Annotated in this window: 24 protein-coding genes; 22 read left to right on the top strand and 2 right to left on the bottom strand. The window is 69.1% G+C overall.

Features of this window, described 5'->3' with window-relative positions:
• Positions 1-5: 5 nt before the first annotated feature.
• From ACIPYT_RS03705 to ACIPYT_RS03655, 11 genes are all read left to right on the top strand, one after another.
• Entirely contained in the window at positions 6-716 is a 711-nt protein-coding gene (locus tag ACIPYT_RS03705; protein ID WP_401070755.1) for a DNA-3-methyladenine glycosylase, read from the top strand.
• A gap of 194 nt (positions 717-910) precedes the next feature.
• Positions 911-1,699, top strand: a complete 789-nt coding sequence (locus ACIPYT_RS03700) for an ABC transporter ATP-binding protein (protein ID WP_401070753.1) — start codon at positions 911-913, stop codon at positions 1,697-1,699.
• Entirely contained in the window at positions 1,696-2,541 is an 846-nt protein-coding gene (locus tag ACIPYT_RS03695; protein ID WP_401070751.1) for an ABC transporter permease, read from the top strand. The genes ACIPYT_RS03700 and ACIPYT_RS03695 overlap by 4 nt, the downstream gene beginning before the upstream one ends.
• A gap of 89 nt (positions 2,542-2,630) precedes the next feature.
• On the top strand, positions 2,631-3,674 hold the full coding sequence (locus ACIPYT_RS03690; protein WP_401070749.1) for an ABC transporter substrate-binding protein: 1,044 nt from the start codon (positions 2,631-2,633) through the stop codon (positions 3,672-3,674).
• 43 nt (positions 3,675-3,717) lie between these two features.
• Positions 3,718-4,863 (top strand): FAD-dependent oxidoreductase, encoded by a 1,146-nt coding sequence (locus ACIPYT_RS03685; RefSeq protein WP_401070748.1) that lies wholly within the window; start codon positions 3,718-3,720, stop codon positions 4,861-4,863.
• Positions 4,860-5,444, top strand: a complete 585-nt coding sequence (locus ACIPYT_RS03680) for an amino acid synthesis family protein (protein ID WP_401070746.1) — start codon at positions 4,860-4,862, stop codon at positions 5,442-5,444. Before ACIPYT_RS03685 ends, ACIPYT_RS03680 begins: the two co-directional genes overlap by 4 nt.
• A gap of 29 nt (positions 5,445-5,473) precedes the next feature.
• The gene (locus ACIPYT_RS03675) at positions 5,474-6,247 is read left to right on the top strand and encodes a class II aldolase/adducin family protein (RefSeq protein ID WP_401070744.1); all 774 of its coding nucleotides are present in this window, start codon (positions 5,474-5,476) and stop codon (positions 6,245-6,247) included.
• A gap of 25 nt (positions 6,248-6,272) precedes the next feature.
• On the top strand, positions 6,273-7,208 hold the full coding sequence (locus ACIPYT_RS03670) for a 3-hydroxyacyl-CoA dehydrogenase NAD-binding domain-containing protein (RefSeq protein WP_401070743.1): 936 nt from the start codon (positions 6,273-6,275) through the stop codon (positions 7,206-7,208).
• Positions 7,209-7,210: 2 nt separating this feature from the next.
• Entirely contained in the window at positions 7,211-8,053 is an 843-nt protein-coding gene (locus ACIPYT_RS03665; protein ID WP_401070742.1) for an alpha/beta fold hydrolase, read from the top strand.
• Between the two features lie 56 nt (positions 8,054-8,109).
• Complete coding sequence (locus tag ACIPYT_RS03660) at positions 8,110-8,553, top strand: YbhB/YbcL family Raf kinase inhibitor-like protein (RefSeq protein WP_401070740.1); 444 nt, start codon at positions 8,110-8,112, stop codon at positions 8,551-8,553.
• Between the two features lie 89 nt (positions 8,554-8,642).
• Positions 8,643-9,413, top strand: a complete 771-nt coding sequence (locus tag ACIPYT_RS03655) for an IclR family transcriptional regulator (protein WP_401070738.1) — start codon at positions 8,643-8,645, stop codon at positions 9,411-9,413.
• Between the two features lie 17 nt (positions 9,414-9,430).
• Here ACIPYT_RS03655 and ACIPYT_RS03650 read toward each other — a convergent pair whose 3' ends face one another.
• Positions 9,431-10,441, bottom strand: a complete 1,011-nt coding sequence (locus tag ACIPYT_RS03650; RefSeq protein ID WP_401070736.1) for a LacI family DNA-binding transcriptional regulator — start codon at positions 10,439-10,441, stop codon at positions 9,431-9,433.
• Positions 10,442-10,581: 140 nt separating this feature from the next.
• Here ACIPYT_RS03650 and ACIPYT_RS03645 point away from each other — a divergent pair, with 140 nt between their 5' ends.
• From ACIPYT_RS03645 to ACIPYT_RS03600, 10 genes are all read left to right on the top strand, one after another.
• Positions 10,582-12,591 carry a beta-galactosidase gene (locus ACIPYT_RS03645; protein ID WP_401070734.1) on the top strand — a complete coding sequence of 670 codons (2,010 nt, stop codon included), beginning with the start codon at positions 10,582-10,584 and terminating at the stop codon, positions 12,589-12,591.
• Positions 12,588-13,517 (top strand): carbohydrate ABC transporter permease, encoded by a 930-nt coding sequence (locus ACIPYT_RS03640; protein WP_401070732.1) that lies wholly within the window; start codon positions 12,588-12,590, stop codon positions 13,515-13,517. The genes ACIPYT_RS03645 and ACIPYT_RS03640 overlap by 4 nt, the downstream gene beginning before the upstream one ends.
• Positions 13,514-14,416, top strand: coding sequence for a carbohydrate ABC transporter permease (locus ACIPYT_RS03635; RefSeq protein ID WP_401070730.1), 903 nt, complete (start codon positions 13,514-13,516; stop codon positions 14,414-14,416). Before ACIPYT_RS03640 ends, ACIPYT_RS03635 begins: the two co-directional genes overlap by 4 nt.
• 89 nt (positions 14,417-14,505) lie before the next feature.
• Positions 14,506-15,840, top strand: a complete 1,335-nt coding sequence (locus ACIPYT_RS03630; RefSeq protein ID WP_401070728.1) for an ABC transporter substrate-binding protein — start codon at positions 14,506-14,508, stop codon at positions 15,838-15,840.
• Between the two features lie 206 nt (positions 15,841-16,046).
• On the top strand, positions 16,047-16,283 hold the full coding sequence (gene rpmB / locus ACIPYT_RS03625; RefSeq protein ID WP_017203559.1) for a 50S ribosomal protein L28: 237 nt from the start codon (positions 16,047-16,049) through the stop codon (positions 16,281-16,283).
• Positions 16,283-16,453 carry a 50S ribosomal protein L33 gene (gene rpmG, locus ACIPYT_RS03620; protein WP_017203558.1) on the top strand — a complete coding sequence of 57 codons (171 nt, stop codon included), beginning with the start codon at positions 16,283-16,285 and terminating at the stop codon, positions 16,451-16,453. Before rpmB ends, rpmG begins: the two co-directional genes overlap by 1 nt.
• Positions 16,454-16,456: 3 nt before the next feature.
• Entirely contained in the window at positions 16,457-16,762 is a 306-nt protein-coding gene (rpsN, locus tag ACIPYT_RS03615; protein ID WP_017829734.1) for a 30S ribosomal protein S14, read from the top strand.
• Positions 16,763-17,163: 401 nt separating this feature from the next.
• The gene (locus ACIPYT_RS03610) at positions 17,164-17,853 is read left to right on the top strand and encodes an endonuclease domain-containing protein (RefSeq protein WP_401070726.1); all 690 of its coding nucleotides are present in this window, start codon (positions 17,164-17,166) and stop codon (positions 17,851-17,853) included.
• 333 nt (positions 17,854-18,186) lie between these two features.
• Positions 18,187-18,474 carry an HU family DNA-binding protein gene (locus ACIPYT_RS03605; RefSeq protein WP_050724056.1) on the top strand — a complete coding sequence of 96 codons (288 nt, stop codon included), beginning with the start codon at positions 18,187-18,189 and terminating at the stop codon, positions 18,472-18,474.
• An 85-nt stretch (positions 18,475-18,559) separates the two neighbouring features.
• The gene (locus ACIPYT_RS03600; protein ID WP_401070724.1) at positions 18,560-20,569 is read left to right on the top strand and encodes a cytochrome c oxidase assembly protein; all 2,010 of its coding nucleotides are present in this window, start codon (positions 18,560-18,562) and stop codon (positions 20,567-20,569) included.
• 18 nt (positions 20,570-20,587) lie between these two features.
• On the opposite strand, the gene ACIPYT_RS03595 is transcribed toward ACIPYT_RS03600, so the two are convergent.
• A complete protein-coding gene (locus ACIPYT_RS03595; RefSeq protein ID WP_401070722.1) occupies positions 20,588-21,658 on the bottom strand; it encodes a hypothetical protein in 1,071 nt (356 codons plus the stop codon).
• 167 nt (positions 21,659-21,825) lie between these two features.
• Here ACIPYT_RS03595 and ACIPYT_RS03590 point away from each other — a divergent pair, with 167 nt between their 5' ends.
• Positions 21,826-23,220, top strand: a complete 1,395-nt coding sequence (locus ACIPYT_RS03590) for an ATP-dependent RecD-like DNA helicase (RefSeq protein WP_401070720.1) — start codon at positions 21,826-21,828, stop codon at positions 23,218-23,220.
• Position 23,221 lies beyond the last annotated feature (1 nt).

Here is a 23,221-nt window from a genome sequence, read left to right as displayed (position 1 = left end):
GCGCCATGGGCTCCGACGGGCTGCATCGCGCGAACCGCGCCGAGCTCTCGGGCCTCGCCGTCACGGTCGCGCCGCGGTTGCTCGGCGCTGAGGTGCGCACCCGTGTGGCCGGATCGGCTGTGCACCTGCGGCTCACCGAGGTCGAGGCGTATCACGGGAAGGGAACCGGACCAGAGCCCGACCCGGGTTCCCACGCGCGCATGGGACGCACGGTCCGCAACGCCACGATGTGGGGCGAGCCCGGCCACCTGTACGTGTACCTCAGTCACGGCATCCACTCCTGCGTCAACGTGGTGTGCGGCCCCGCCGGTCAGGCCGGCGGAATCCTCCTGCGCGCGGGCGAGATCGTGCACGGAGCGGATGCCGCGGCGGTGCGCCGCGGGGTGGAGGCGCCGCTCACGGGTCGTGTCGTGCGCGACCTCGCGCGCGGACCGGGCAGATTCGGACAGGCCGCGGGCCTCCGGCATCCGATCCACGACGGCATCGATGCGGTGACCGGTCTCGAACTCGCCGGCGCGACGGCGGAGCTGTGGCTGCGCGACGAACCGCTCGTCGACATCGCGTCGGGGCCGCGGGTCGGAGTCGCCGGCATCGCCGGCACGGATGCCTTCCCCTGGCGCTTCTGGATCCCCGGCGACCCCACGGTGTCGCCGTTCCGCTGGGGGAGGGGTGCGCAGGACGCGTCGACCTCCGCCGCATCCGCCGACCGACGCTGACGCCGGGAGCGACCCTCCGCATCGCGGCGAGGCCCGGTTCTCGGGCGCGTTCGGATCGCGGTCTCCACCTCTGTGTTTCGATCGCGTAAATCGATTGTTACATCGCAAAAAAAGTCTTGCAACTGACTCTCGTCGCCCCCAGACTCTTCTCAATGCAATAAGCCCACATCACATGATGAGAAAAGGGAGTCGATGTGAGTTCTTCGGGAATCACGGCACACGGCATCGAGATGACGTTCACACGTCGCGGACGATCGAACACGGTGCTGCAGAGCCTGGACATCGAGATCGAGCCGGGAAGCTTCGTCACGCTGCTCGGTCCCTCGGGCTGCGGCAAGAGCACGCTGCTGAAGATCCTCGGCGGCATCCTGCGTCCGACCGCCGGAGACGTGCGCATCGGCGCGAAGTCCGCCGCCGACGCCGTGCGCGACAAGGAGATCGGCCTCGTGCTGCAGCGCGCCGCGCTCCTGCCCTGGAAGACGGCCCGCGAGAACGCGGCGCATCTGCGTCACCTCGCCCGCGGTGACCGCAAGGAGGCCTATCGCGCCGCCGACGAGGCGCTCGAACTCGTCGGTCTCTCGCATGCGGCCGACCGTCTGCCGCACGAGCTCTCCGGCGGCATGGCGCAGCGCGTCTCGATCGCCCGTGCTCTCGCGATGGACCCCACGATCCTCCTCATGGACGAGCCCTTCGGCGCGCTCGACGCGATCACCCGCGACACCATGAACACGACCCTCGCCGACATCTGGGCCGCGACAGGCAAGACGATCCTGTTCGTCACGCACTCGATCTCCGAGGCCGTGTTCCTCAGCTCGACCGTGCACATGATGGCCGCGAACCCCGGGCGCGTGGTCGACACGATCGACGTCGAGCTGCCCCGCCCGCGCACCGACGAGGCGTTCTCCTCGCCGCGGTTCGCCGAGTACACGGCGCGACTGCGCGAGCAGCTGCACCCCGCGCAGATCAAGGAAGCGATCGCATGACCACCACGCTGTCGTCCACGACCACCTCGACCCTCACGACCTCGACCCGCACGGCCGCACAGGCGTTCGGAGCCGCCGCCTCGCGCGTCTGGCCCGCAGCGCTCCTGCTCGTCGTCGTGCTGGTGCTCTGGGAGGCCGCCGTCGTCGTGTTCGGCGTCTCGAGCTTCGTGATCGCGAAGCCCACCGAGATCGCCGCCGAGCTCGTCACCGGCTGGAGCATCCTCGGCCCCGCGACCTGGATCACGGCCGCCGAGGTGATCCTCGGATTCCTGATCAGCGTCGTCGTCGGCATCGCGCTCGCTCTCGTGATCGTGCGCTTCGAATGGGTCGAACGGGCCGTCTACCCCCTGATCGTGCTGTTCCAGGTCGTGCCGAAGGTCGCGCTCGCCCCGATCTTCATCCTCTGGTTCGGCTACTCGATGGTGCCGAAGCTCGTGCTCATCGTCGTCATGGCGTTCTTCCCCATCACGATCAACATGGTCCTCGGGCTCAAGCGCATCGAGGAGGACCACCTGCTGCTCATGCGGTCGGTCGGCTCCTCGCGCAACCAGATCCTCTTCCAGGTGCAGCTGCCGATGTCGCTGCCGAACCTGTTCGCCGGCATCCGCATCGCGATCACCCTGGCCGTGATCGGCGCGGTCGTCGCCGAGTTCGCCGGCTCGCAGAACGGCCTCGGCTATCTGATCCAGTTCGCATCGACCCAGCTCGACACCCCGATGATGTTCGCCGCGCTCGTGGTCGTGAGCGTCCTCGGCCTCATCTGCTACTACGCGATCGACCTCGTCGAGCTCATCGTCGCCCGTGCCTTCCCGCACATCGCGACCGACGACGAGCAGCGCTGACCGCGACCACCACCCGACCGCACCCCGCACCACCCGACGCACCACCCGATCCATCCGCACGACCCGACTGCACGACCCGAAGGAGAATCATGAACCGCGTCCGAATCGCCGCTCTCGGCGCCGCATCCGTGGCCGCAGCGCTCACCCTCGCCGGGTGCGCCCAGGCCGAGGCCCCCGCGGAGGGGGCGAGCGGAGACGTCGACCACGTCACCGTCCAGCTCGACTTCCAGCCGCGCGGCAACCACGCCATGTTCTACGTCGCCGACGAGCTGGGCTACTTCGAGGAGGAGGGCATCGTGATCGACGACATCCTCGTCGGACAGAGCTCGGGCGAGACCCTGCGCCTCGTCGGCTCCGGCTCGGGAGACATCGGCGTCGCCGACCTCCCCACGCTCGCCCTCGCACGCTCGCAGGGCGTCGAGGTCAAGGCGATCGCCGCGATGAACCAGGTGTCGCCGCTCGCGATGTGCACCAAGAAGGACGTCGTCGAGCTCGAGACCGTCGACGACCTCCGCGGACTCAGCGTCGGCGTGCAGGCGTCGGGCTCGACGTACGTCTTCTACCAGGCGCTGCTGGCGCTCAACGGCATCGACAAGAGCGAGCTCACCGAGCTCACCGTCAAGCCGCCGTATGAGAACTACCTGCTGTCCGACCAGGTCGACACCGTGCCCTGCTACCTCGACGCCGAGTTCCCCCTGCTCGCCGAGCACGCCGGCGGCGACGACAAGATCAGCGTCCTCAAGGGCGTCGACTGGGGCTACGAGGCCCTCGGCACCGGCATCTTCGCGAGCGACGCCTACCTCGAGGAGAACCCGGATGTCGTCGAGCGCTTCCTGCGCGCCTACGTCAAGGCGTTCCAGTACACGATCGACAACCCCGCCGAGGCCGCGAAGATCCTCGCCGACTCCTCGCCGCAGCTCGCCGAGAACGTCGACCTCTACACGACGCAGCTCGAGACCGACATCGACCTCACCTTCGAGAGCGAGACGACCGAGGCCGAGGGTCTGGGCGCGATGAGCGACGACCAGTGGCAGACCACGATCGACCTGCTCGTCGAACAGGGCGTCATCACCGACGCGCCCACGGTCGACGACGTGCGCGACTCGAGCTTCATCAGCGCGGCCAACGGCTGATCCGGCCGTCGGACCCGCTCAGAACTGCAAGGAGAGAGACAGCATGACCGATTCGGTTGCACGCACCGCGGAGATCGCCGGTGCCGGATTCGCCGGACTCACCGCGGCCACGGCCCTCGCCCAGCGCGGCTGGCGCGTCAGGGTGCACGAGCGCGGCGAGCAGCTGCGGGCGGAGGGCGCCGGGATCGTGCTCTGGGGCAACAGCCTCCGAGTGCTCGACGATCTCGGCGTCACCCCCGACCTGCGGGCGAACGCCATGGTCCCGCCGCACTACGAGACCAGGATGAACAACCGGATCGTGTCGCAGGAGGCCCTGGAGGGCATCCGCTGGAGCACCCAGACCAGGCCTCACCTGTTCCAGGTGCTGCTCACGGCGGCGCGCGAGGCCGGCGTCGAGGTCATCGCCGGATCGACCGTCACGGGGGCGACCCCCGACGGCACGGTGACCTTCGGCGACGGCTCGCGCGCCACGGCCGATCTCGTGATCGGCGCCGACGGCGTCGGCTCGGCGGTGCGCGACAGCCTCGGCATCCCGTTCGCCCGGGAGCGGGCGCGCGACGGGATCACCCGGTTCCTCGTGCCCCGCCGCAAGGACGAGCTCGCCGCGCTCGAGCCCGACACCGACTGGGACAACGTCATCGACTTCTGGAACGACGACGAGATCGGTCTGCGCGTGCTCTACACGCCGTGCAACGACGACGAGCTCTACATCGCGCTCATGGCCGCCGCAGCCGATCCACGCGGATCGCGCGTGCCGATCGACCTCGATCTGTGGACCTCGACGTTCCCGCAGCTGGCGCCCGTGCTGAAGGATGCCGCGGCGATCGCCGGAAAGTACTACGGCTATCAGACGAGTCGCCTCGACCACTGGACCCGCGGTCGGGTGGCCGTGATCGGCGATGCCGCGCACGCCATGTGCCCCGCGCTCGCCCAGGGCGCCGGCTGCGCGATGACGAACGCCTTCACGCTCGCCGAGGCCGTCACCGCGGCATCCGTCGATGGGCTGCCCGAGGCGCTGGAGGAGTGGGAGCGCGTCGAGCGGCCGCTCACCGATCGCACGCAGACCCGCTCGCAGTGGTACGCCGACACGCGTTCCATGCGCGAGGGCGGCCAGTTCGTCGACGACTCCGTCGAGATGGCTCTGTACGACCCCACCGACCCGCGACGCCACGAGGAGCAGTACGCATGACCGTCGACCCCTACTACGAGATCCGCGCCTGGCACGACGTCGTGCAGGAGACCGTGACCGACGGCGGACGCCCCGCCGCGCAGACCCTGATCAAGGCCGCGAGCGCCGTCGTGATCAAGAACCCGTTCGCCGGCGTCTGGGCCGACGACCTGTCGCCGCTCACGCTGCCCAGCGCGAGCCTGGGCACGGCGCTCGGTGAGCGCGCGCTCGCCCTGCTCGGCGGGCGCCCCGCCGAGAGCTACGGCAAGGGCGGACTCGTCGGGATCGCCGGCGAGCAGGAACACGTCGTGGCGTGCGTCACGACCACGTTCGGCAACGCGTTCCGCGACGCGATCGGCGGCGGGGAGGCGTGGATCAGCTCGGCGACCAAGGTCGCGGTCGCGGGCACGCCCATCGACATCCCGCTTGCGTACAAGGACGAGGTCTACGTGCGATCGCACTACGACGCGATCACGATCGCGCTGCCCGACGCCCCTCGTCCCGACGAGCTCGTGATCATCGCCGCGGTCGCGACCGGCGGCCGACTCCACGCCCGCGTCGGTGGGATGACCGCGGCCGAGGCCGCCGCCCGCACCGCCTAAGCCCTACCTCTCGAAACCGGAGACACACCGTGACCTACAAGCCCACCCGCTACGACGCCGACGAGTCGATCGCCGCCGTGCTCGACGACGTCGCCCGCGCCCACCGCATCCTCGAGCTCGAAGGGCATGGCGACATGTCCATGGGGCACCTCTCGTACCGCGACCCCTGGGGTCGCGGGCTCTGGCTCAAGCGCGGCAACCTCGCGCTGAGCGAGGTCGAGGGAGACGACTTCATCCTCATCGACTTCGATGGAGCCGTGCTGCAGGGCACCGGCCTGCGTCACATCGAGTGGCCGCTGCACGCCGAGATCATGCGGGCGCGCCCCGACGTCAACTTCGTCGGGCACTCGCACGCGCACTACGCCACCGTGCTCGGCGCCGCCGAGGGAGAGAAGCTCATGCCGTACAACAACCACGGCGTGTGGTTCGCCGAGCACGACGTGCCCCGCTACGACAAGACAGCGCACATCATCACCGAGGTGCACCGCGGCGTCGAGGTCGCGGAGGCGCTCGGCGAGGCGCAGGCGATCTTCCTCGCCAACCACGGCGTCGCGTTCGTCGGCGCCACGGTCGAGGAGGTCACCCTCACCGGGATCTTCCTCGAGAAGGCGTCGCGCTTCCAGGTCGACATGCGCTCGGCCGGCCTCACCCCGATCACCCCGGACCCCGAGGAGATCAAGGAGAAGTTCGCCCGGATCTACCCCAAGAAGGCGCAGGGCAACTTCTGGATGTTCTTCAACCGTCGTCTGGAGCGGTACGAGGAGCACTTCGGCATCGGCATGACCACCGACATCCAGCACTGAGCATCCCCGAATCGAAGGAGACAACATGACACTTCCCGCGATCGCCACCGTCGTCGGCTCCGGCACCATGGGACCGGGCATCGCCGCCACCCTCGCCCACAAGGGCGTGACCGTGCGCGTGTTCGACATCAGCGACGAGGCCCTCACCCGTGCGAAGGCCGGTGCCGAGATGTGCGCATCCGTGCTCGTCACGATCAACGGCGAGCCGACCCCGGGCGGATCCGTGAGCTTCGGCACCGACCTCGCCGCAGCCCTCGACGGCACCGGACTCGTGATCGAGGCGGTGCCCGAGCGGCTGGACATCAAGACCGACGTCCTCGGCAAGGTCGAGGCCCTCATCGGCGACGACGTCATCATCGCGACGAACACCTCCGGCATCCCGGTGACGACGATCGCCGAGCAGCTGCGCGTGCCGGCGCGATTCATCGGCATGCACTGGTCGAACCCGCCGCACCTGATCCCCATGATCGAGGTCGTCCCGGGCGAGGCCACCGATCAGGCCGTCACCGAGCGCCTGATCGAGATCGTGAAGGCATTCGACTACCTGCCCGTGCTCGAGAAGGAGAAGGCCGGATTCGTCGAGAACCGCGTGCTGTACGCGGTGCTGCGCGAATGCGTCGCGCTGCTCGAGGAGGGCATCGTCACGCCCGCCGACCTCGACACCTGCGTCAAATGGGGCATCGGCTACAAGCTCGCCGTGATCGGCCCGACGCGCCTGCTCGACATGGCCGGACTCGACATCTACCAGGCCGTCTCGAGCTACCTCAACGCCGACCTCGACGCCTCGACGACGACCCCGCAGTCGATCCTCGACCGCATCGCCGAGGGGCGACTCGGATTCAAGACCGGCGCAGGCATGTACGACTACGAGGACGAGGCCGCGATCGCCGCCAAGCGCGGCGAGATCATCACGGGCCTGATCGAGACGCGCAAGACGCTGTCGGCGATCCCGGTGGTCTGATCATGCCGACCATCACGACCGAGCCGCTCGCCGGCGGACTGGAGCGCACCCGAGGAGCCGAGGTCGACCTCGCCTTCCGCGTGCGCGGCAGCGGCCCGGTCGTGGTGATGCTGCACGGCACGAGCGCGAGCCATGCCGTCTGGGAGCCGATCGCCGATCGCCTGATCGACGAGGCGACGACCGTCGCGGTCGACCAGCGCGGCCACGGGCGCAGCGACAAGCCTGCGACCGGCTACGCGGCTGCCGACTTCGCCGACGACGTCGTGACCGTGCTCGATGCGGTCGGGGCGCAGACCGCGGTCGTCGTCGGCCACTCTCTCGGCGCCCGCAACGCCTGGGTCGCCGCAGCCCGGCATCCCGATCGCATCCGGGGTGTGGTCTGCGTGGACTACACCCCCTGGGTCGAGCGCCGCGTGCTCGACGTGCTCCGCGAGCGGGTCGCGGCAGGAGATCGGGAGTTCCCCGAGGCCGCCGCGGTGAGGGCGTACCTCCAGGAGCGCTATCCGCTGCTGCCCGCGGATGCCGTCGCGCGCCGCGCCGAGTGGGGGTACCGCCCCACGGGGTCCGGTGGGCTGCGCCCGCTCGCCGATCCTTCGGCCCTGATGCAGCTCATCGACGGATTCCACGCACCGCACGAGTCCGAGTTCCGTGCGTTCACGGCTCCGGCCCGGCACGTCCGCGGCGCGGGGAGCGCGATCGTGAGCGATGCCGCCTGGGCATCGGCTGCCGCGGCGCGTCCGGGGGACGCCTGGCGTGTCGTGGCCGATGCCGACCACTACGTGCCCGAGGAGCATCCAGGCGTCGTCGCCGAAGAGATCCGACGAGTGCTGTCGGCCGTACACTGACCACCCACGAACCACGTCATCCTCGTCACGAGGCCATCACCACGAAGGAGAGGCACATGCCCCTGTTCGACAAGCTCGCCATCACGACCTCTGCGTTCGCCACGCTCGAGCGCATTCCCGACGTCCACACCGCCGACGGCGGCAATGAGGCGCCCGTGTTCGAGATCAGCGGCCTGCCCGAGGGCACGGTCGAGCTCGCCGTGATCGCGCACGACCCCGATGCGCCGCTGCCGCAGGGCTTCACGCACTGGACCGTGTACGGCATCGACCCGCAGACGACCGTCGTCGACGCATCGACCGGCCGCCAGGGGCCGCGCAGCTTCGGGGAGGGGTACTTCGGTCCGCAGCCGCCGGCAGGTCACGGCCGCCACCACTACTACTTCTGGGTGTACGCGCTCAGCCGCACGGTCGGCGGCACCCCCACCCGCGAGGAGTTCCTCGCGCAGTACGGCGATGCCGTGATCGAGCAGGCGCGGACCGTCGGCACGTACGAGAACTGACGTGTCGAGAACCGAGATGACGGCATGATGCGCTCGCGTGATCGGCATGCCGTAGCGTGAGCGTTCGTCGGAACGAGAAAGGCGGGGCGATGGACCACGATGACGAGCCGCGGAGCACAGGCCGCACCAAGGGCGTCGACAGCGCTCGCCGGGCCCTGCAGATCCTGCTGCAGTTCTCCGAGGGCAAGCCCGAGCTGACGCTCGACCACGTGGTCGAGAACCACGGTCTGTCGGTGCCGAGCGCCTACCGGTACATCTCCCTGCTGCGCGAGCTCGACCTCGTCGAGGAGCGCTCGAAGGGCGTGTTCGTGCTGTCGCCGCAGGTCATCCGACTGGCTCGCGCAGCCGAGCAGACCCTCGACTACGGCGCCGACGCGCAGCCGTTCCTCGACCGTCTCTCGCGCGAGACCGACGAGACCGCCCTGTACCTGCGTCGCGTGAACGAGTCGGCGGTGTGCCTCGCGATCGCCGAATCGGATCAGCCGATCAGCATCTCGTTCTCGATCGGTCACCTCATGCCGCTGCACGGCGGAGCCGCCGCGAAGGTCCTGCTCGCCGACTATGCGCGGCGCGACCAGTACCTGGCGCGCACCGAGCTCGCCCCCGCAGCTCGCCGCCGCCTCGAGGAGGAGCTCGACGAGGTGCGCCGCACCGGATACGCCGAGAGCTCGAGCGAGGTCGACCGGGGAGTGTGGGCGGCTGCGGCGGCCGTGCGGGTGCGCGGCACGCTGGTCGGCGCCGTGACGGTGGCCGCGCCGGCGTTCCGCCTGACCGAGCAGCACCAGGGTGACATCGCCGAGTCCGTGCGTCAGGCGGCGGCCGACCTGGAGGTCGCGCTCGAACGGTCCCGCGTGGGCTGATCTCGCCGCCCGGGCGTTCAGGCCGAGTGCCGCCAGACCACCGGGGTGTCGAGGATCGTGCCCTCGCGCGACCGTTCGCCGTCGCGGAGCTGGGCGAGGACGGATGCCGCGGCTGCCGCCCCGAGCCCCTCGGCCGGCTGGTCGACGGTCGAGAGCTGCGGCGTCGTCCTGGTCGCCCAGGTGCTGTTGTCGAATCCGACCACGCCGATGTCTTCCGGCACGCGGCGCCCCGCTTCGCGCAGCGCCCACATGGCCCCGGCGGCGACCGCGTCGGAGGCGGCGAACACCCCGTCGATGTCGGGTGCTCGCTCGAGCAGCCGGGTCATCGCGGCGGCGCCCTCCGCATACGAGTACAGCGGCACCTCCTCGACGAGCGCGCGGTCGAAGCGATCGCCGAGGGCGTCGGCGAATCCGGCGAGGCGGTCGGTGCCGGAGTCGCGGTCGAGCGCGGCGGCGATCATGCCGACCCGCGTGCGGCCCGTGTCGAGCAGGCGCGAGGTGACGGCGGCCGCCGCCCCGCGGTTGTCGATGCCGACCCACGGCGCGTCGACGTCGGGCGGATGGCCGACGTACGCGACCGGCAGGTCGAGGCGCAGCACGGCGTTGGTGATCGGATCCTGCACGCGGGCCGATACGATCACGGCGCCGTCGACGAATCCGCCGTTGAGGTAGCGGGCGACCCGCTCGGTATCGCGCACCGAGTCGACCACGAGGCAGACCATCTGGTAGTCGGCCTCCGACAGCGCCTCGTTCGTTCCGAGCATGATCGCGCCGATGTTGGGGTCTTCGAGGAACAGCGCGTGTGGCTCGTGCACGATGAAGGCGATGGCCTGGGTGCGCTGGCGCACGAGGTTGCGCGCCGCGGTGTTCGGCACGTAGCCGACCTCGCGGATCGCGTCCTCGATCGCCGTGCGTGCGGAGTCCGAGACGTAGCCGCCGTTGATCACGCGGCTCACGGTTCCGCGCGAGACTCCGGCCACGCGTGCGACGTCGTGCACGGTGCTGCGCCGGCGCGCGGGAATGGTCATGATCGACAGCCTAGCGACCAGGACTTGACGCGCAGCGGTGCGACATGTGACGATGTGTGCACGTTCACAGAATATCGGCTCCCGATCTGCCCGACCCCGACTGTGCACGTGCACACACGACTCGCAAAGGAGCGCCTCGCATGGCCGCCGCACCCGCCCGCATCGCCGCCCTCTCCTCGGGCGACGGCCTCGTGTTCGGATGCGACTACAACCCCGAGCAGTGGGACCGCAGCGTGTGGCCCGACGACGTGCGCCTCATGCGCGAGGCCGGCATCGGTCTCGTCGCCATCAACATCTTCGGCTGGTCGTCGATCAACCCCGCCGAGGGGGAGTGGGACTTCACGGCTCTCGATGAGATCATCGCGCTGCTGCACGACGCCGGCATCCGCATCAACCTCGGCACCGGCACATCGTCGCCCGCGCCCTGGCTCAGCGCCCGGCATCCCGAGATCCTCCCCGTCGGCGACGACGGCACGGTCTTCCGCCAGGGCGGTCGGCAGGGTTACTGCCCGAGCTCGCCGGTGTTCCGCGCCTACGCGGCCGAGGTCGTCACCCGCGTCGCCGAGCGCTACGGCGACCACCCCGCCGTCGCGCTCTGGCACGTCTCGAACGAGCTGGGCTGCCACAACGCCCTCTGCTACTGCGAGGCCAGCGCCTCGGCCTTCCGCTCGTGGCTGCGCGACCGCTACGCCGACGACATCGCGGCGCTGAACCGCGCGTGGGGCACGACGTTCTGGAGCCAGCGGTACAGCTCCTTCGACGACGTGCAGCCGCCCGCCCAGGTGCTGTCGCTGCGCAACCCCGGGCAGATCCTCGACTTCCAGCGATTCAGCTCCGACGAGCAGCTCGCGCTGTACCGCGCCGAGGCCGCGATCCTCCGCGAACGCAGCACGCTGCCGGTGACGACGAACTTCATGGTCACGGCGCACATCCGCAACCTCGACTACTGGTCGTGGGCCGGCGACATGGACCTGATCGCGAACGACCACTACCTCGACCGCCGCCTCGACGACCCGAGCGGCGAGCTGTCGTTCGCCGCCGACCTCACCCGCGGCCTCGCGCAGGGCGCGCCGTGGCTGCTGATGGAGACGTCGACCGGTGCCGTGAACTGGCAGCCCTACAACCTCGCGAAGGGTCCGGGCGAGATGCGGCGCAACGTCGCCGGCCACCTCGCCCGCGGTGCCGACGGCATCTGCTTCTTCCAGTGGCGGGCGTCGACGCAGGGCGCCGAGAAGTACCACACGGCATTGCTGCCGCACGCCGGTGAGGACTCCGACCAGTGGCGCGAGGTCGTCGAGCTCGGCGGCCTGCTCGACCGGCTCGGCGTGATCGCCGACACGCGTGTCGAGGCGGATGCCGCCGTGCTGTTCTCCTGGGAGAGCTGGTGGGCCGCTGAGGACGAAGGGCGTCCGAGCGAGGGGCTCAGCTACCTCGGTCAGGTGCACGCCGCGCACGCCGCCCTCGGCGACGCGGGGATCACGGCCGACGTCGTACGCCCCGGAGGCGACCTCGACGGCTACCGGCTGATCGTCGTGCCCGCGCTCCACCTCGTGCGCGACGAGGAGGCCGCCGCGATCGCCCGCGCGGTCGAGAACGGCGCCACCGCTCTCATCACGTTCTACAGCGGCATCGTCGACGAGGAGGACCGCGTGCGCATCGGCGGCTACCCCGGCGCGTTCCGCGAACTGCTCGGCATCCGCTCCGAGGAGTTCGCGCCGCTGCGACCCGGCGAGCACGTCGCGCTCGACGACGGCACCGCCGCGACCGTGTGGACCGAGCGGCTCAAGGCGACGGATGCCGAGGTCGTGGCCTCGTTCGTCGACGGCCCGTCGGCCGGCGGACCGGCCCTCACCCGCCGCGTGGCCGGTGCGGGCGAGGCCTGGTATCTCGCGACGCAGCCCTCGCGCGACGCGTACCGTGACCTGGTCGCCCGTCTCGCCGCCACCGCGGGGATCGTGCCGATCGCCGGATCGGCGCGCGACGTCGAGATCGTCCGCCGCTCGGGGGAGAGCGGCCGCTTCCTGTTCGTCATCAACCACGGCACGAGCGACATCGAGGTCGCGGTCACGGGGCACGACCTCGTGACGGACGCGCCCACCACGGGGTCCGTCCCCGCGGGCGCCGTGCGCATCATCAAGGAGGATGCATGACCACCACGCTCGCCGCACCGGCGGTCGGCTCGGCTCCGGCCGCGTCCGGTCGCCGCCGCCGCATCCCGCACAAGGGCGCCATCGCGTTCCTGATCGTGCCCTTCGGCATCCTGTTTCTCCTCTTCTACGTCGTGCCCATCGCGTACGCGTTCTGGCAGTCGCTGCTCGTCGTGCGGCGCGAGGGCACGTTCGGCAAGGCCGAGCTCGTCTTCGGCGGGCTCACGCAGTACCTCCTGGTCTTCCAGGACGAGGCGTTCTGGGCGTCGATGGGACGGATGCTGATGTTCGGCGTCGTGCAGGTGCCGGTCATGCTCGGACTCGCCCTCCTGTTCGCGCTGCTGCTCGATTCGCCGCTCGTGCGCGGCAAGCGCTTCTTCCGCCTCGCGTTCTTCGTGCCGTACGCGGTGCCGGGCGTCATCGCCGCCATCATGTGGGGCTCGCTGTTCTCGCCCAACCTCTCGCCGTTCACGGCCCTCACGCAGAGCATCGACTTCCTCGGCGCCGACCTCGTGCTGTGGTCGATCGCGAACGTGGTGACCTGGGTGTACGTCGGCTACAACATGCTGATCATCTACTCGGCGCTGCTGTCGATCCCGCAGGAGCTGTACGAGGCCGCACGCCTCGACGGCGCGAGCCAGTGGCGCATCGCGTGGTCGATCAAGATCCCGCTCGTGCGGCCCGCGATCGTCATGACCGCGATCTTCTCGATCATCGGCACGCTGCAGCTGCTCGCGGAGCCCCAGGTCTTCCGCTCGTTCAGCTCCGCCGTCACCAGCACGTTCACCCCGAACATGACCGTCTACGCCACGGCATCCATCCCGAACACGAACCTCGCGGCGGCGTTCTCGGTCGTGCTCGCGGTCACGACGTTCGTGCTGTCGTTCGGATTCATGAAGTACATGCAGCGCAAGGAGCAGAACGCATGAGCACCATGACGATCGTCGCCCCCGGCCGCAAGGCGGGTGCGCCGTCGCACGGCAGGGCTGCCCGTGAGTCCGGCATCTCCCGCGGCGGCGCCATGCTCATCATGGCCGTCTTCACGGTCTACTTCCTGCTGCCGATCTGGTGGCTGCTCGTGGCCTCCAGCAAGGACACCGGCGACATCCTCACGACGGCCCCGCTGTGGTTCGCCGACTTCCACCTGTTCGACAACATCGCCGAGCTGTTCGCCTACCGCGACGGCGTCTACCTCCGTTGGCTGCTCAACTCGGTGCTGTACGCCGCGCTCGGCGGAGCGATCGCCACACTCCTCGCCGCCATGGCCGGATACGCGCTCGCGAAGTACCGCTTCCCCGGGCGCGACGTACTGTTCGACATCGTGCTGGGCGGCGTGCTCGTGCCGGCGACCGCGCTCGCGCTCCCGCTGTTCCTGATCTTCAGCCAGGCGCAGCTCACCAACACCTTCTGGTCGGTGTTCCTGCCCTCGATCGTCAGCCCGTTCGGCGTGTACCTCGCGCGCATCTTCGCGGCGTCGTCGGTGCCCGACGAGCTGCTCGAGGCGAGCCGTCTCGACGGGGCGGGCGAGATCCGCACGTTCTTCACGGTCAGCATCCGTCTCATGACCCCGGCGCTCGTGACGATGTTCCTGTTCCAGTTCGTCGCGATCTGGAACAACTTCTTCCTGCCGATGATCATGCTCCGCAGCGAAGAGCTCTTCCCCGTCGTCTTCGGTCTCTACAACTGGAACAACCAGCTGAACCAGATCCCCGAGCTGCGCGGCCTCGTGCTCATCGGCGCGCTCCTCTCGGTCATCCCCCTGATCGTCACCTTCCTCCTGCTCCAGCGCTTCTGGCGCAACGGACTGGGCGCCGGCGCCCTGAAGTGAGCAGGCTGCCGGACGGACCGACCGCCCGGCATCCGCACCACCCGTTCCATACCCGTACCATCCACATCGCATCCACGAAAGGGATCGACATGCAGCATTCGAAGAAGAAGGCAGCGGCCGTCATCGCCATCTCGGCGTTCGCGCTCGCAGGCTGCTCCGCCGGCGGCGGAGACTCCACCGGCGGGAGCGGCGACGCGGCCGCCTCGTGCACCCCGGCCGACGGCGACGTCACGCTCGAGTTCACGTCCTGGATCCCCGGCATCGAAGACGTCGTGAAGATCTGGAACGACGAGAACCCCGAGATCCAGGTGAAGGTGCAGACCGGCCCCAACGGCAACGGCGGCACCTACCAGAACTTCTTCAACCAGATCAAGGCGGGCGACGCCCCCGACCTCGGGCAGATCGAGTACGACGCGTTGCCGAACTTCCTCGTGCAGGACGGCGTCGAAGACCTCAGCGCCTGCGCCGACGTCGTCGCCGCCGAGGACCAGTTCGTCGACTGGGCGTGGGGGCAGGTGACGCTCGGCACCGAGGGCGTCTACGGCATCCCGCAGGACACCGGCCCCATGGCCCTGTTCTACCGCGCCGACCTGTTCGAGCAGAACGGCATCGCGATCCCGACTACGTGGGACGAGTACCGCGACGCCGCCGTGCAGATCCGCGCCCTCGGCGGCTACATCACCAACTTCTCGCAGTCCGACATCAACCAGTTCGCGGGCTTCGCGTGGCAGGACGGCGCGAAGTGGTTCTCGAGCGACGACGCCGGCTGGTCGGTCACGCTCGCCGACGACGCCACGACCACGGTCGCGGACTTCTGGCAGGGGATGCTCGACGACGACCTCGTCGCCACCGTGCCCGCCTGGACCGACGAGTGGAACAACGCCTACAACTCGGGCAGCGTGTGGACGTGGAACTCGGCCGTGTGGGGCGCGAACTCCATCTCCTCGGGTGCTCCCGACACGGCGGGCTCATGGGCCGTCGCGCCGCTGCCGCAGTGGGAGGCCGGAGGATCGGCCGCCGGCAACTGGGGCGGATCGTCGACCGCGGTTCTCAAGGGCAGCGAGCACGTGTACGAGGCGACGAAGTTCGCGCTGTGGCTGAACACCTCGGATGAGGCGCTCACGGCACTCGCCGAGGCCGCGAACCTCTACCCGGCCACGACGGCGGGCCTGAAGCTCCCGGTGTTCTCCGAGGGCGTCGAGTTCTACGGCGGCCAGAAGATCTACGACGTCTTCGCCGACGCCGCCACGCAGGTCTCGCCCGACTTCGCGTGGGGCCCGACCATGACCCAGACCTACGCCGACGTGTCCGACGGCTTCAAGGCTGCGGTCAGCGGCAACGGCACGCTGCTCGACGCGATCGAGAAGGGTCAGACCTCGACGATCGACGCTCTGAAGGCGGCATCCATCCCGGTGACCGAGTAGTCCATCGCACCCGGAGGGGGCCCGACCGCGACCTGCGGGCGGGCCCCCTCCGTCGTGCTAGACTCACTCTTTGTCTGCGCACACTCCTGTGCGTAGTTCGTGTGCTTCCCCTTCTTCTCGCCGAGCGATCGGCGGTTCGGGGTTGCGCGCAGACAAGGGATCTTGGGTGGGGCCGTCCGGCCCCACGGTAGAGAAGGAGTCACATCATGGCAGCAGTGTGCCAGGTGACCGGAGCAGTTCCCGGCTTCGGTCACAACGTCTCGCACTCGCACCGCCGGACGAAGCGCCGCTTCGACCCGAACGTGCAGAAGAAGACCTATTTCGTTCCGTCGCTCGGTCGTAAGATCACGCTCAACGTGTCCGCCAAGGGCATCAAGGTGATCGACGTCCGCGGCATCGAGAATGTGGTCAAGGACCTCCAGGCGAAGGGTGTGAAGCTCTAATGGCCAAGAAGGCACAGGACGTCCGTCCGATCATCAAGCTGCGTTCGACGGCAGGTACGGGTTACACGTACGTGACGAAGAAGAACCGCCGCAACACCCCCGACCGCCTCGTGCTCAAGAAGTACGACCCGGTCATCCGTCAGCACGTCGAATTCCGAGAGGAGCGTTGATCAATGGCTAAGAAGAGCAAGATCGCTCGCAACGAGCAGCGCAAGGTCATCGTCGAGCGTTACGCCGAGCGTCGCGCCGAGCTGAAGAAGACCCTGGTCGACCCAAACGCCACCGACGAGGCCCGCGAGGCCGCACGCGTCGGCCTGCAGAAGCTGCCGCGCAACGCGTCGCCGGCTCGCGTGCGTTCGCGCGACGTCATCGACGGCCGCCCCCGCGGTGTCCTCACGAAGTTCGGCATCTCGCGTGTCCGCTTCCGTGACATGGCGCACCGCGGCGAGCTGCCCGGCGTGACCAAGTCGAGCTGGTAAGCCACAGCACCTGAAGGGGCGAGGATCTTCGGATCCTCGCCCCTTCTGCATCCCTGCCCTTCCTGTCGCGAAGGAGATCTCACGATCTGCAGGACGGATGCCGTGAATCTCTCCTTCGCATCATGCGAACACCTTCCGTCCGCGCCGATGACGAGGTGACAGCGACGGGGATGACCTCGTCTGCACAACACTGAAGGCATCCGTTCCATCCACGAATCCCAGTTTCCTGGCGCAGGCGCGAGTTCGGGATGCCCCAACATCAGGGAATGGATCCTGTGGAAGAGCTCGCCCGGCGCGGCGGAGCGGCGCGCGTTCGGACTCTTCGGGCGGCGGGAGTTTCGGCGCATCGACTCCGAGCCGCGAAGGAGAGCGGCGCCGTCCGCACGCCGCGAAGAGGGTGGGTGGTTCTTCCAGGGCTCGATCCGCGTCTCGTCGGCGCCGTCGCGCGCGGTGTCGTGCTGTCATGCGTGACGGCCGCCGAACGAGCCGGGCTCTGGGTGCCGGAGAAGCGCCTCCTTCATGTCGCCGCGCGGCCCAACGCGGCTCGCCTCGAGGTGCCCCCTGGCGTCGTCGTGCACTGGGCGCGTCCGTTGGTCCCCCGCGATCCCGAGCTCCTCGAGGACGGGATCGTCAATTCCCTGGTGCTGATCGCGGGATGCCTGCCGCTCGAGCACGCTGTCGTGGTGTGGGAGTCCGCGCTCAACGCAGGAGTCGTCGACCGTGCATTCCTCTCCGCTTTCGAACTCCCGTCCGCTGCACGGGCCGTGCTCGACCGTGCGCGTCCCTTCGCGGACTCGGGCCTCGAGAGCATTCTGGTGTTCCGGCTTCGCTGGCTGGGGGTGCGGATGCTGCCCCAGGCGTGGATCCTGGGGCGGCGCGTCGACCTGCTGATGGGCGAACGACTCGTCATCCAGGCTGACGGGGCGACGCACACCGGCCTGCAGAGGTCGAACGACATCGCTCACGACAGGCAGCTGACCCTGCGTGGCTACCATGTGCTCCGTTTCAGCTACGAGCAGATCATGGATCGATGGCCCGACGTCCAGGCGGCCGTCATGGAGGCGATCGCGCAAGGGCGACATCTGGCCTGACTTGACCGCCCTCCGAAGGAGATCTCTCGATCTGAAGGACGTGCTGCCCCAGATGATCCTTCGGATCGCGAGATCTCCTGATAAACACCTCCGCCCATCGCGGAGAACTCCGCGCCAGGCCTGCCATGGCGCGGGAACGGGGCGTCAAGTCCCCCTCTCACACGTCACTTTCGTCACATCTGCACCACGACACGCCATGGAATCACCCAAAACCCGCGAAATGACGCGGAAATGTGGGTCCTGGTTGGTACATTCGAGGCGGTCACTCGACCAACGGGATGCATTCGCTTCCCGCACGACAACGATGCGACGAATCCGTCGCTGGAGGATGACATGGCTGACAAGTCCATCACCAAGACCGAGCTCGTCGCGAGCATCGCTTCCGCCACGGGCCAGAGCCAGGCCACCGTCTCGGGCGTTCTCGACGCGCTGTTCTCCTCGGTCTCCGACGCCGTTGCCAAGGGCAGCAAGGTCTCGATCCCGGGCTGGATCTCGTTCGAGCAGGTCGCCACGGCCGCCCGCACGGGCCGCAACCCGCAGACCGGCGCCGAGATCAAGATCCCGGCCGGCAAGCGCGTCAAGGTGACCGCTGGTTCCAAGCTCAAGGCCGCCGTCAAGTAAGACCGCGCCTCACCGAGGGCCCACCCCGATCCATCGGGGTGGGCCCTCGTGCGTTCTCACGGGCGGCGCGGCTTAGGCTTGTGAGGTGAGTTCCCGCGCCGTTCCGACCCCCACGAGCCCCGCCTACCGCGCGGTCGGCATCGGCATCCTGTTCGCGGCGGCTCTCGTGGCCGTGATCGTCGCGCTCGCGCTCGGTGGCGGCGCGGCACCGCTGTTGCTGCAGGACCCCGGCCCCGTCGTGCGCTGGACGATCCCGATCGTCAAGCTCGTCATGAACATCGCGGCCGCGGCGATGCTCGGCTCGCTCGTGCTCGCGCTGTTCGCGCTGAAGGCCGAGCAGAAGCCCTTCGAGATCGCGCTCAACACCGCCTCGGTCGGCGCTGCGACGTTCACCGTGGCCGCCGGGGTCAGCGCCTTCCTCACGTTCATGGCGGCGTTCAACCCGAAGCTCAGCGCCGAGCGGGAGTTCGGCACCCAGCTCGGACGCTTCCTGCTCGACACGGCGCTCGGTCAGTCGTGGCTCATCACCACGATCATGGGCTCGGTCATCACGGTGCTCGTGTTCGCGTGGCGCACCTGGACGCCGACCCTCATCACGGCGATCCTGGCCGCGGCATCCTTCCTGCCGCTCGCGACGCAGGGTCACTCGGGCGAACTGGCCGGACACAACGTCGCGGTCAACTCGATCCTCCTCCACACGATCGGCGCGGCCGTCTGGCTGGGCGGCCTGCTGCTCATCGTGATCCTCCGCGACCGTTCGGGCATCGGCACCGCCACACTCGTCGCCCGTTACTCGAGCCTCGCGGTCGCCGCGTTCGTCGTCGTCGCGATCTCGGGCGTCGCACGCTCGGCGGTCGCGTTGGGCGACATCTCGCAGCTCTTCACCCCCTACGGCGGCATCCTGATCGCCAAGGTCGTGCTGCTGGTGGGTCTGGGGCTCTTCGGCGCCTGGTACCGCCTCCGCCTGATCCCGCGACTCGGCGGCCCTCGTGCCGCACGGTGGTTCTGGATGCTGGTGCTCGGCGAGATCTCGTTGATGGGCCTCGCCTCGGGGGCCGCCGCCGCGCTCGCGCGCACGCCTCCCCCCACCGGTGAGGAACAGGCGTTCGTGCAGACGCCGGCCGAGAACCTCACCCGGTCGCCGCTGCCGCCCGAGTTCACGATCGACCGGTGGTTCACCGCCTGGGACATCGACATCCTGTGGCTCGTCGCAGCCGGATTCGGGCTGTTCCTGTACATCGCGGGCGTGGTGCGCCTGGCGCGCCGCGGCGACCGCTGGCCGATACATCGCACGGTCTTCTGGGTGCTCGGCATGCTGATGCTCGTGTGGGTCACAGGCGGGCCGATCAACGCCTACCAGGAGTACCTGTTCAGCGTGCACATGCTCGGGCACATGATGCTGTCGATGGCGATCCCGCTCCTGCTGGTGTCGGGCGCGCCGATCACCCTCGCGCTCCGCGCGATCCACAAGCGCGACGACGGCACCCGCGGCGGACGCGAATGGATCATGTGGGCCGTGCACTCGCCGTTCGCGAAGGTCGTGACGCATCCGTTCGTGGCGGCGGCGATCTTCATCGTGTCGTTGTGGGCGTTCTACTTCACGGATCTCGTGCGCTGGTCGATGTACGAGCACCTCGGTCACGAGTGGATGATCGCGCACTTCCTGATCTCGGGCTACCTGTTCGTCATGAGCCTGATCGGCGCCGATCCCGTGCCGTACCGGCTGCCGTACCCCGGGCGCCTCATCACCCTGATCGCGGTCATGGCCATGCACGCGTTCTTCGGCGTGGCGATGATGATGCAGGAGGGGCTCATGGTCGCCGACTGGTTCGGCTCGATGGGCCGCGACTGGGGGCCCACTCCCATGGAAGACCAGTACATCGGCGGGGGTGTGGCGTGGTCGATCGGCGAGATCCCGACGCTCATCCTCGCGATCACGGTCGCGATCCAGTGGAGCCGCAGCGATACCCGCCTGCAGAAGCGCCGCGACCGTCACGCCGATCGCACGGGTGACGCGGAGCTCGAGGAGTACAACGCGCAGCTCGCGGCGCTCGCCGAGCGCGACCGCCGGGACGCCGAGCGCGCCGCGCGCTGAGCCGTCAGCCCCGAACCGTCAGTCCTGCGGGGCGTCGCCGGGGGAGCCGACGCGGATCGACACCGAGCCGTCGGGCAGCAGCACGATGGATCCGTTCACCTGGAACGGCACGTCCTCCGAGATGGCCTCGACCTCGCCGTCGAACAGCGAGCGGATCTCGACCTCGACGTGCGCCACGGCATCCGTCGGCGGGATCTGCCACTGGCCGCCGTCGGGCACGACCGACACCTGCGGCTGGGTGGCGATCGACCACTTCGGCAGCGAGTCGATGCGGTTCGACACCTGGATCCCGAACGGGCAGGCGGTCGGCTGCAGCACCTCCTGCGTCGTGCACGCGGTGAGGAACTCCTCCACGCGCTGCTGGACGACGGCGACGAACTCGTCGGTCGGCTCGGTCTGCACATCGACCGGGGTCGTCGCGAGCGGGGTGTCCGCGAGCACGCCGGTGCCGGAGGAGTGCGAGATCGCGGTATCGACCGTGACCGAGTAGAGCCCGGGCGTGAACACGAGCATCGGCAGCGGATCGGTCGCCGTCGCCTCGGCGCCCGCGGACGAGATCTGCCGCCGGTCGACCTCGAAGCCGTTGATCGCGAACTGGTCCGCGCCCAGCAGCGTCAGGTCGACGACGGCGAGGGGACTGGTCGTGAAGCGCCAGTTCGGCGTGACGCCGGCCCATCCGTCCTGTGCGACCGAGAAGGTCGTCGTGCCCGCGTGCTCGCCCGCCGTGTAGGTCACCGTGACGTCGAAGCGATCGCCGTCGTGCGTCTCCGACACCACCTCGACGTCCGACAACCGGCCGAGAGCCGCACGCCGGAGCATCGCCTCGGATGCGGTCGCGCCGAGTCCGGCATCCTGCAGCGTCTCGCGGTCGATCGCGACTCCGGGGATCCGCAGCGCGTCGGCCGCACGTCCCTCCGACAGCAGATCGAGGTAGCGGGTGACGAACGCGGACGGTCCGTAGAACTGCTGATACAGGCTCGCTCCGCCGGCAGCAAGCGCGGCGACGAGGAGGACCCCGACCACGGCGAGCATGGCGAGGTCACCGACGAGTCGCCTGCGTCGGGGCGCCCTCGTCTCGACCTGCTGCATGCGGTCAGTCTAGGAGGGCGGGCTGGGACGTCGCCGAGCGCGTGACGGCGTGCGACATCCGTGTCCGGAGGATGCCGTGGAGCGGCGCCGCGTAGCATGGGAGGGCGCGCGAGCCGCGCCGTCACGCTCCGCCGCGTGCGTCCGTCTTCGTCCCGTGTGAGAGCGTCGTGTCCCTTCCCGCCCTGTCCGAGGAGCAGCAGGAGCTGTTCCGTCTGATCGAGGACACGAGCGAGCACGTCTTCATCACCGGTCGCGCCGGCACGGGCAAGTCGACGCTGCTGCAGCACTTCTCGTGGAACACGAAGAAGCAGATCGCGATCTGCGCACCCACGGGCGTCGCGGCGCTCAACGTCGAGGGACAGACGATCCACTCGCTGTTCCGGCTCCCGATCGGACTCATCGGCGACTCCGACATCGAGCAGAACGACAACACCCGACGCATCCTCAACGCCATCGAAACGCTCGTGATCGACGAGATCTCGATGGTCAACGCCGATCTCATGGACGCGATCGATCGGTCGCTCCGGCAGGCGCGCGGCAAGCGCGGCATCCCGTTCGGCGGCGTGCAGGTGGTGATGTTCGGCGATCCGTACCAGCTCGCCCCGGTGCCGCCGCGCGGCGACGAGCTGCGGTACGTGAAGGACCACTACCGATCGTTCTGGTTCTTCGACGCCAAGGTGTGGGCGGGGTCGTCGGGGGGTGAGAACCCCGACGACGACGGCGGGCTGTTCGCAGTCGACGTCCGCGCCGAGCTGCACGTGCGCGAACTGGTGCAGATCCACCGGCAGTCCGACGACGGCTTCAAGGCCATGCTGAACGCGGTGCGCTACGGGCGGGTGACCGCGGAGATCGCCGGAGTGCTGAACACGCAGGGCGCCCGTACGCCACCCGATCCCGAGCCGGGGGAGGTGCCGATGATCACACTCGCGACGCGCAACGACATCGTGAACGGCATCAACAGCCGGCATCTCGCCGCCCTCCCCGGCAAGGAGCAGACCGCGAGGGCCGAGGTGAACGGCGAGTTCGGCCGCGGCGAGGCCTCGCTGCCCGCGGAGGCCGAGCTCAAGCTCAAGATCGGCGCGCAGGTGATGTTCCTGCGCAACGACACCTCGATGTCGGGTGAGCCGCCGCGCTGGGTCAACGGCACGATCGGCACGGTCGTGCGGATCCTCGGCGAGACGGTCCGCGTCGAGATCGATGGCGAGGAGGTCGACGTCGAGCCGGCCGTGTGGGAGAGGTTCCGCTACTCGTACGAGCCGTCGACGAAGAAGCTGTCGCGCGATGTGATCGCCGAGTTCACGCAGTTCCCCCTGCGGCTCGCGTGGGCCGTGACGATCCACAAATCGCAGGGCAAGACGTACGACCGTGCGGTGATCGACCTCGGCTCGGGGGCCTTCGCGCCGGGGCAGACCTACGTCGCCCTGTCACGGCTCACCGCGCTGGACGGTCTGTACCTGTCGCGTGCGCTGCGTCCGAGCGACATCCGCGTCGACGAGGACGTGCGGCGCTTCATGCGGGAGGCGTGGCTCGCGCGTTCGACGCCCGAGGTCGGGAAGGGCTGAG

Source organism: Microbacterium sp. NPDC089695, from assembly GCF_044749085.1.
Taxonomy (GTDB): Bacteria; Actinomycetota; Actinomycetes; order Actinomycetales; family Microbacteriaceae; genus Microbacterium.
The sequence above is the reverse complement of the archived record's forward strand: the minus strand, read 5'-3'. Positions and strand labels throughout refer to the sequence as shown.

What these genes read in the sequence shown, in the direction of transcription:
- ACIPYT_RS03705 (WP_401070755.1), top strand. Translation starts at nt 6, where the DNA reads ATGGGCTCCGACGGGCTGCATCGCGCGAACCGCGCCGAGCTCTCGGGC.
- ACIPYT_RS03695 (WP_401070751.1), top strand. Translation starts at nt 1,696, where the DNA reads ATGACCACCACGCTGTCGTCCACGACCACCTCGACCCTCACGACCTCG.
- ACIPYT_RS03690 (WP_401070749.1), top strand. Translation starts at nt 2,631, where the DNA reads ATGAACCGCGTCCGAATCGCCGCTCTCGGCGCCGCATCCGTGGCCGCA.
- ACIPYT_RS03685 (WP_401070748.1), top strand. Translation starts at nt 3,718, where the DNA reads ATGACCGATTCGGTTGCACGCACCGCGGAGATCGCCGGTGCCGGATTC.
- ACIPYT_RS03680 (WP_401070746.1), top strand. Translation starts at nt 4,860, where the DNA reads ATGACCGTCGACCCCTACTACGAGATCCGCGCCTGGCACGACGTCGTG.
- ACIPYT_RS03670 (WP_401070743.1), top strand. Translation starts at nt 6,273, where the DNA reads ATGACACTTCCCGCGATCGCCACCGTCGTCGGCTCCGGCACCATGGGA.
- ACIPYT_RS03665 (WP_401070742.1), top strand. Translation starts at nt 7,211, where the DNA reads ATGCCGACCATCACGACCGAGCCGCTCGCCGGCGGACTGGAGCGCACC.
- ACIPYT_RS03660 (WP_401070740.1), top strand. Translation starts at nt 8,110, where the DNA reads ATGCCCCTGTTCGACAAGCTCGCCATCACGACCTCTGCGTTCGCCACG.
- ACIPYT_RS03655 (WP_401070738.1), top strand. Translation starts at nt 8,643, where the DNA reads ATGGACCACGATGACGAGCCGCGGAGCACAGGCCGCACCAAGGGCGTC.
- ACIPYT_RS03650 (WP_401070736.1), bottom strand. Translation starts at nt 10,441, where the DNA reads ATGACCATTCCCGCGCGCCGGCGCAGCACCGTGCACGACGTCGCACGC.
- ACIPYT_RS03645 (WP_401070734.1), top strand. Translation starts at nt 10,582, where the DNA reads ATGGCCGCCGCACCCGCCCGCATCGCCGCCCTCTCCTCGGGCGACGGC.
- ACIPYT_RS03640 (WP_401070732.1), top strand. Translation starts at nt 12,588, where the DNA reads ATGACCACCACGCTCGCCGCACCGGCGGTCGGCTCGGCTCCGGCCGCG.
- ACIPYT_RS03635 (WP_401070730.1), top strand. Translation starts at nt 13,514, where the DNA reads ATGAGCACCATGACGATCGTCGCCCCCGGCCGCAAGGCGGGTGCGCCG.
- ACIPYT_RS03630 (WP_401070728.1), top strand. Translation starts at nt 14,506, where the DNA reads ATGCAGCATTCGAAGAAGAAGGCAGCGGCCGTCATCGCCATCTCGGCG.
- rpmB (WP_017203559.1), top strand. Translation starts at nt 16,047, where the DNA reads ATGGCAGCAGTGTGCCAGGTGACCGGAGCAGTTCCCGGCTTCGGTCAC.
- rpmG (WP_017203558.1), top strand. Translation starts at nt 16,283, where the DNA reads ATGGCCAAGAAGGCACAGGACGTCCGTCCGATCATCAAGCTGCGTTCG.
- rpsN (WP_017829734.1), top strand. Translation starts at nt 16,457, where the DNA reads ATGGCTAAGAAGAGCAAGATCGCTCGCAACGAGCAGCGCAAGGTCATC.
- ACIPYT_RS03605 (WP_050724056.1), top strand. Translation starts at nt 18,187, where the DNA reads ATGGCTGACAAGTCCATCACCAAGACCGAGCTCGTCGCGAGCATCGCT.
- ACIPYT_RS03595 (WP_401070722.1), bottom strand. Translation starts at nt 21,658, where the DNA reads ATGCAGCAGGTCGAGACGAGGGCGCCCCGACGCAGGCGACTCGTCGGT.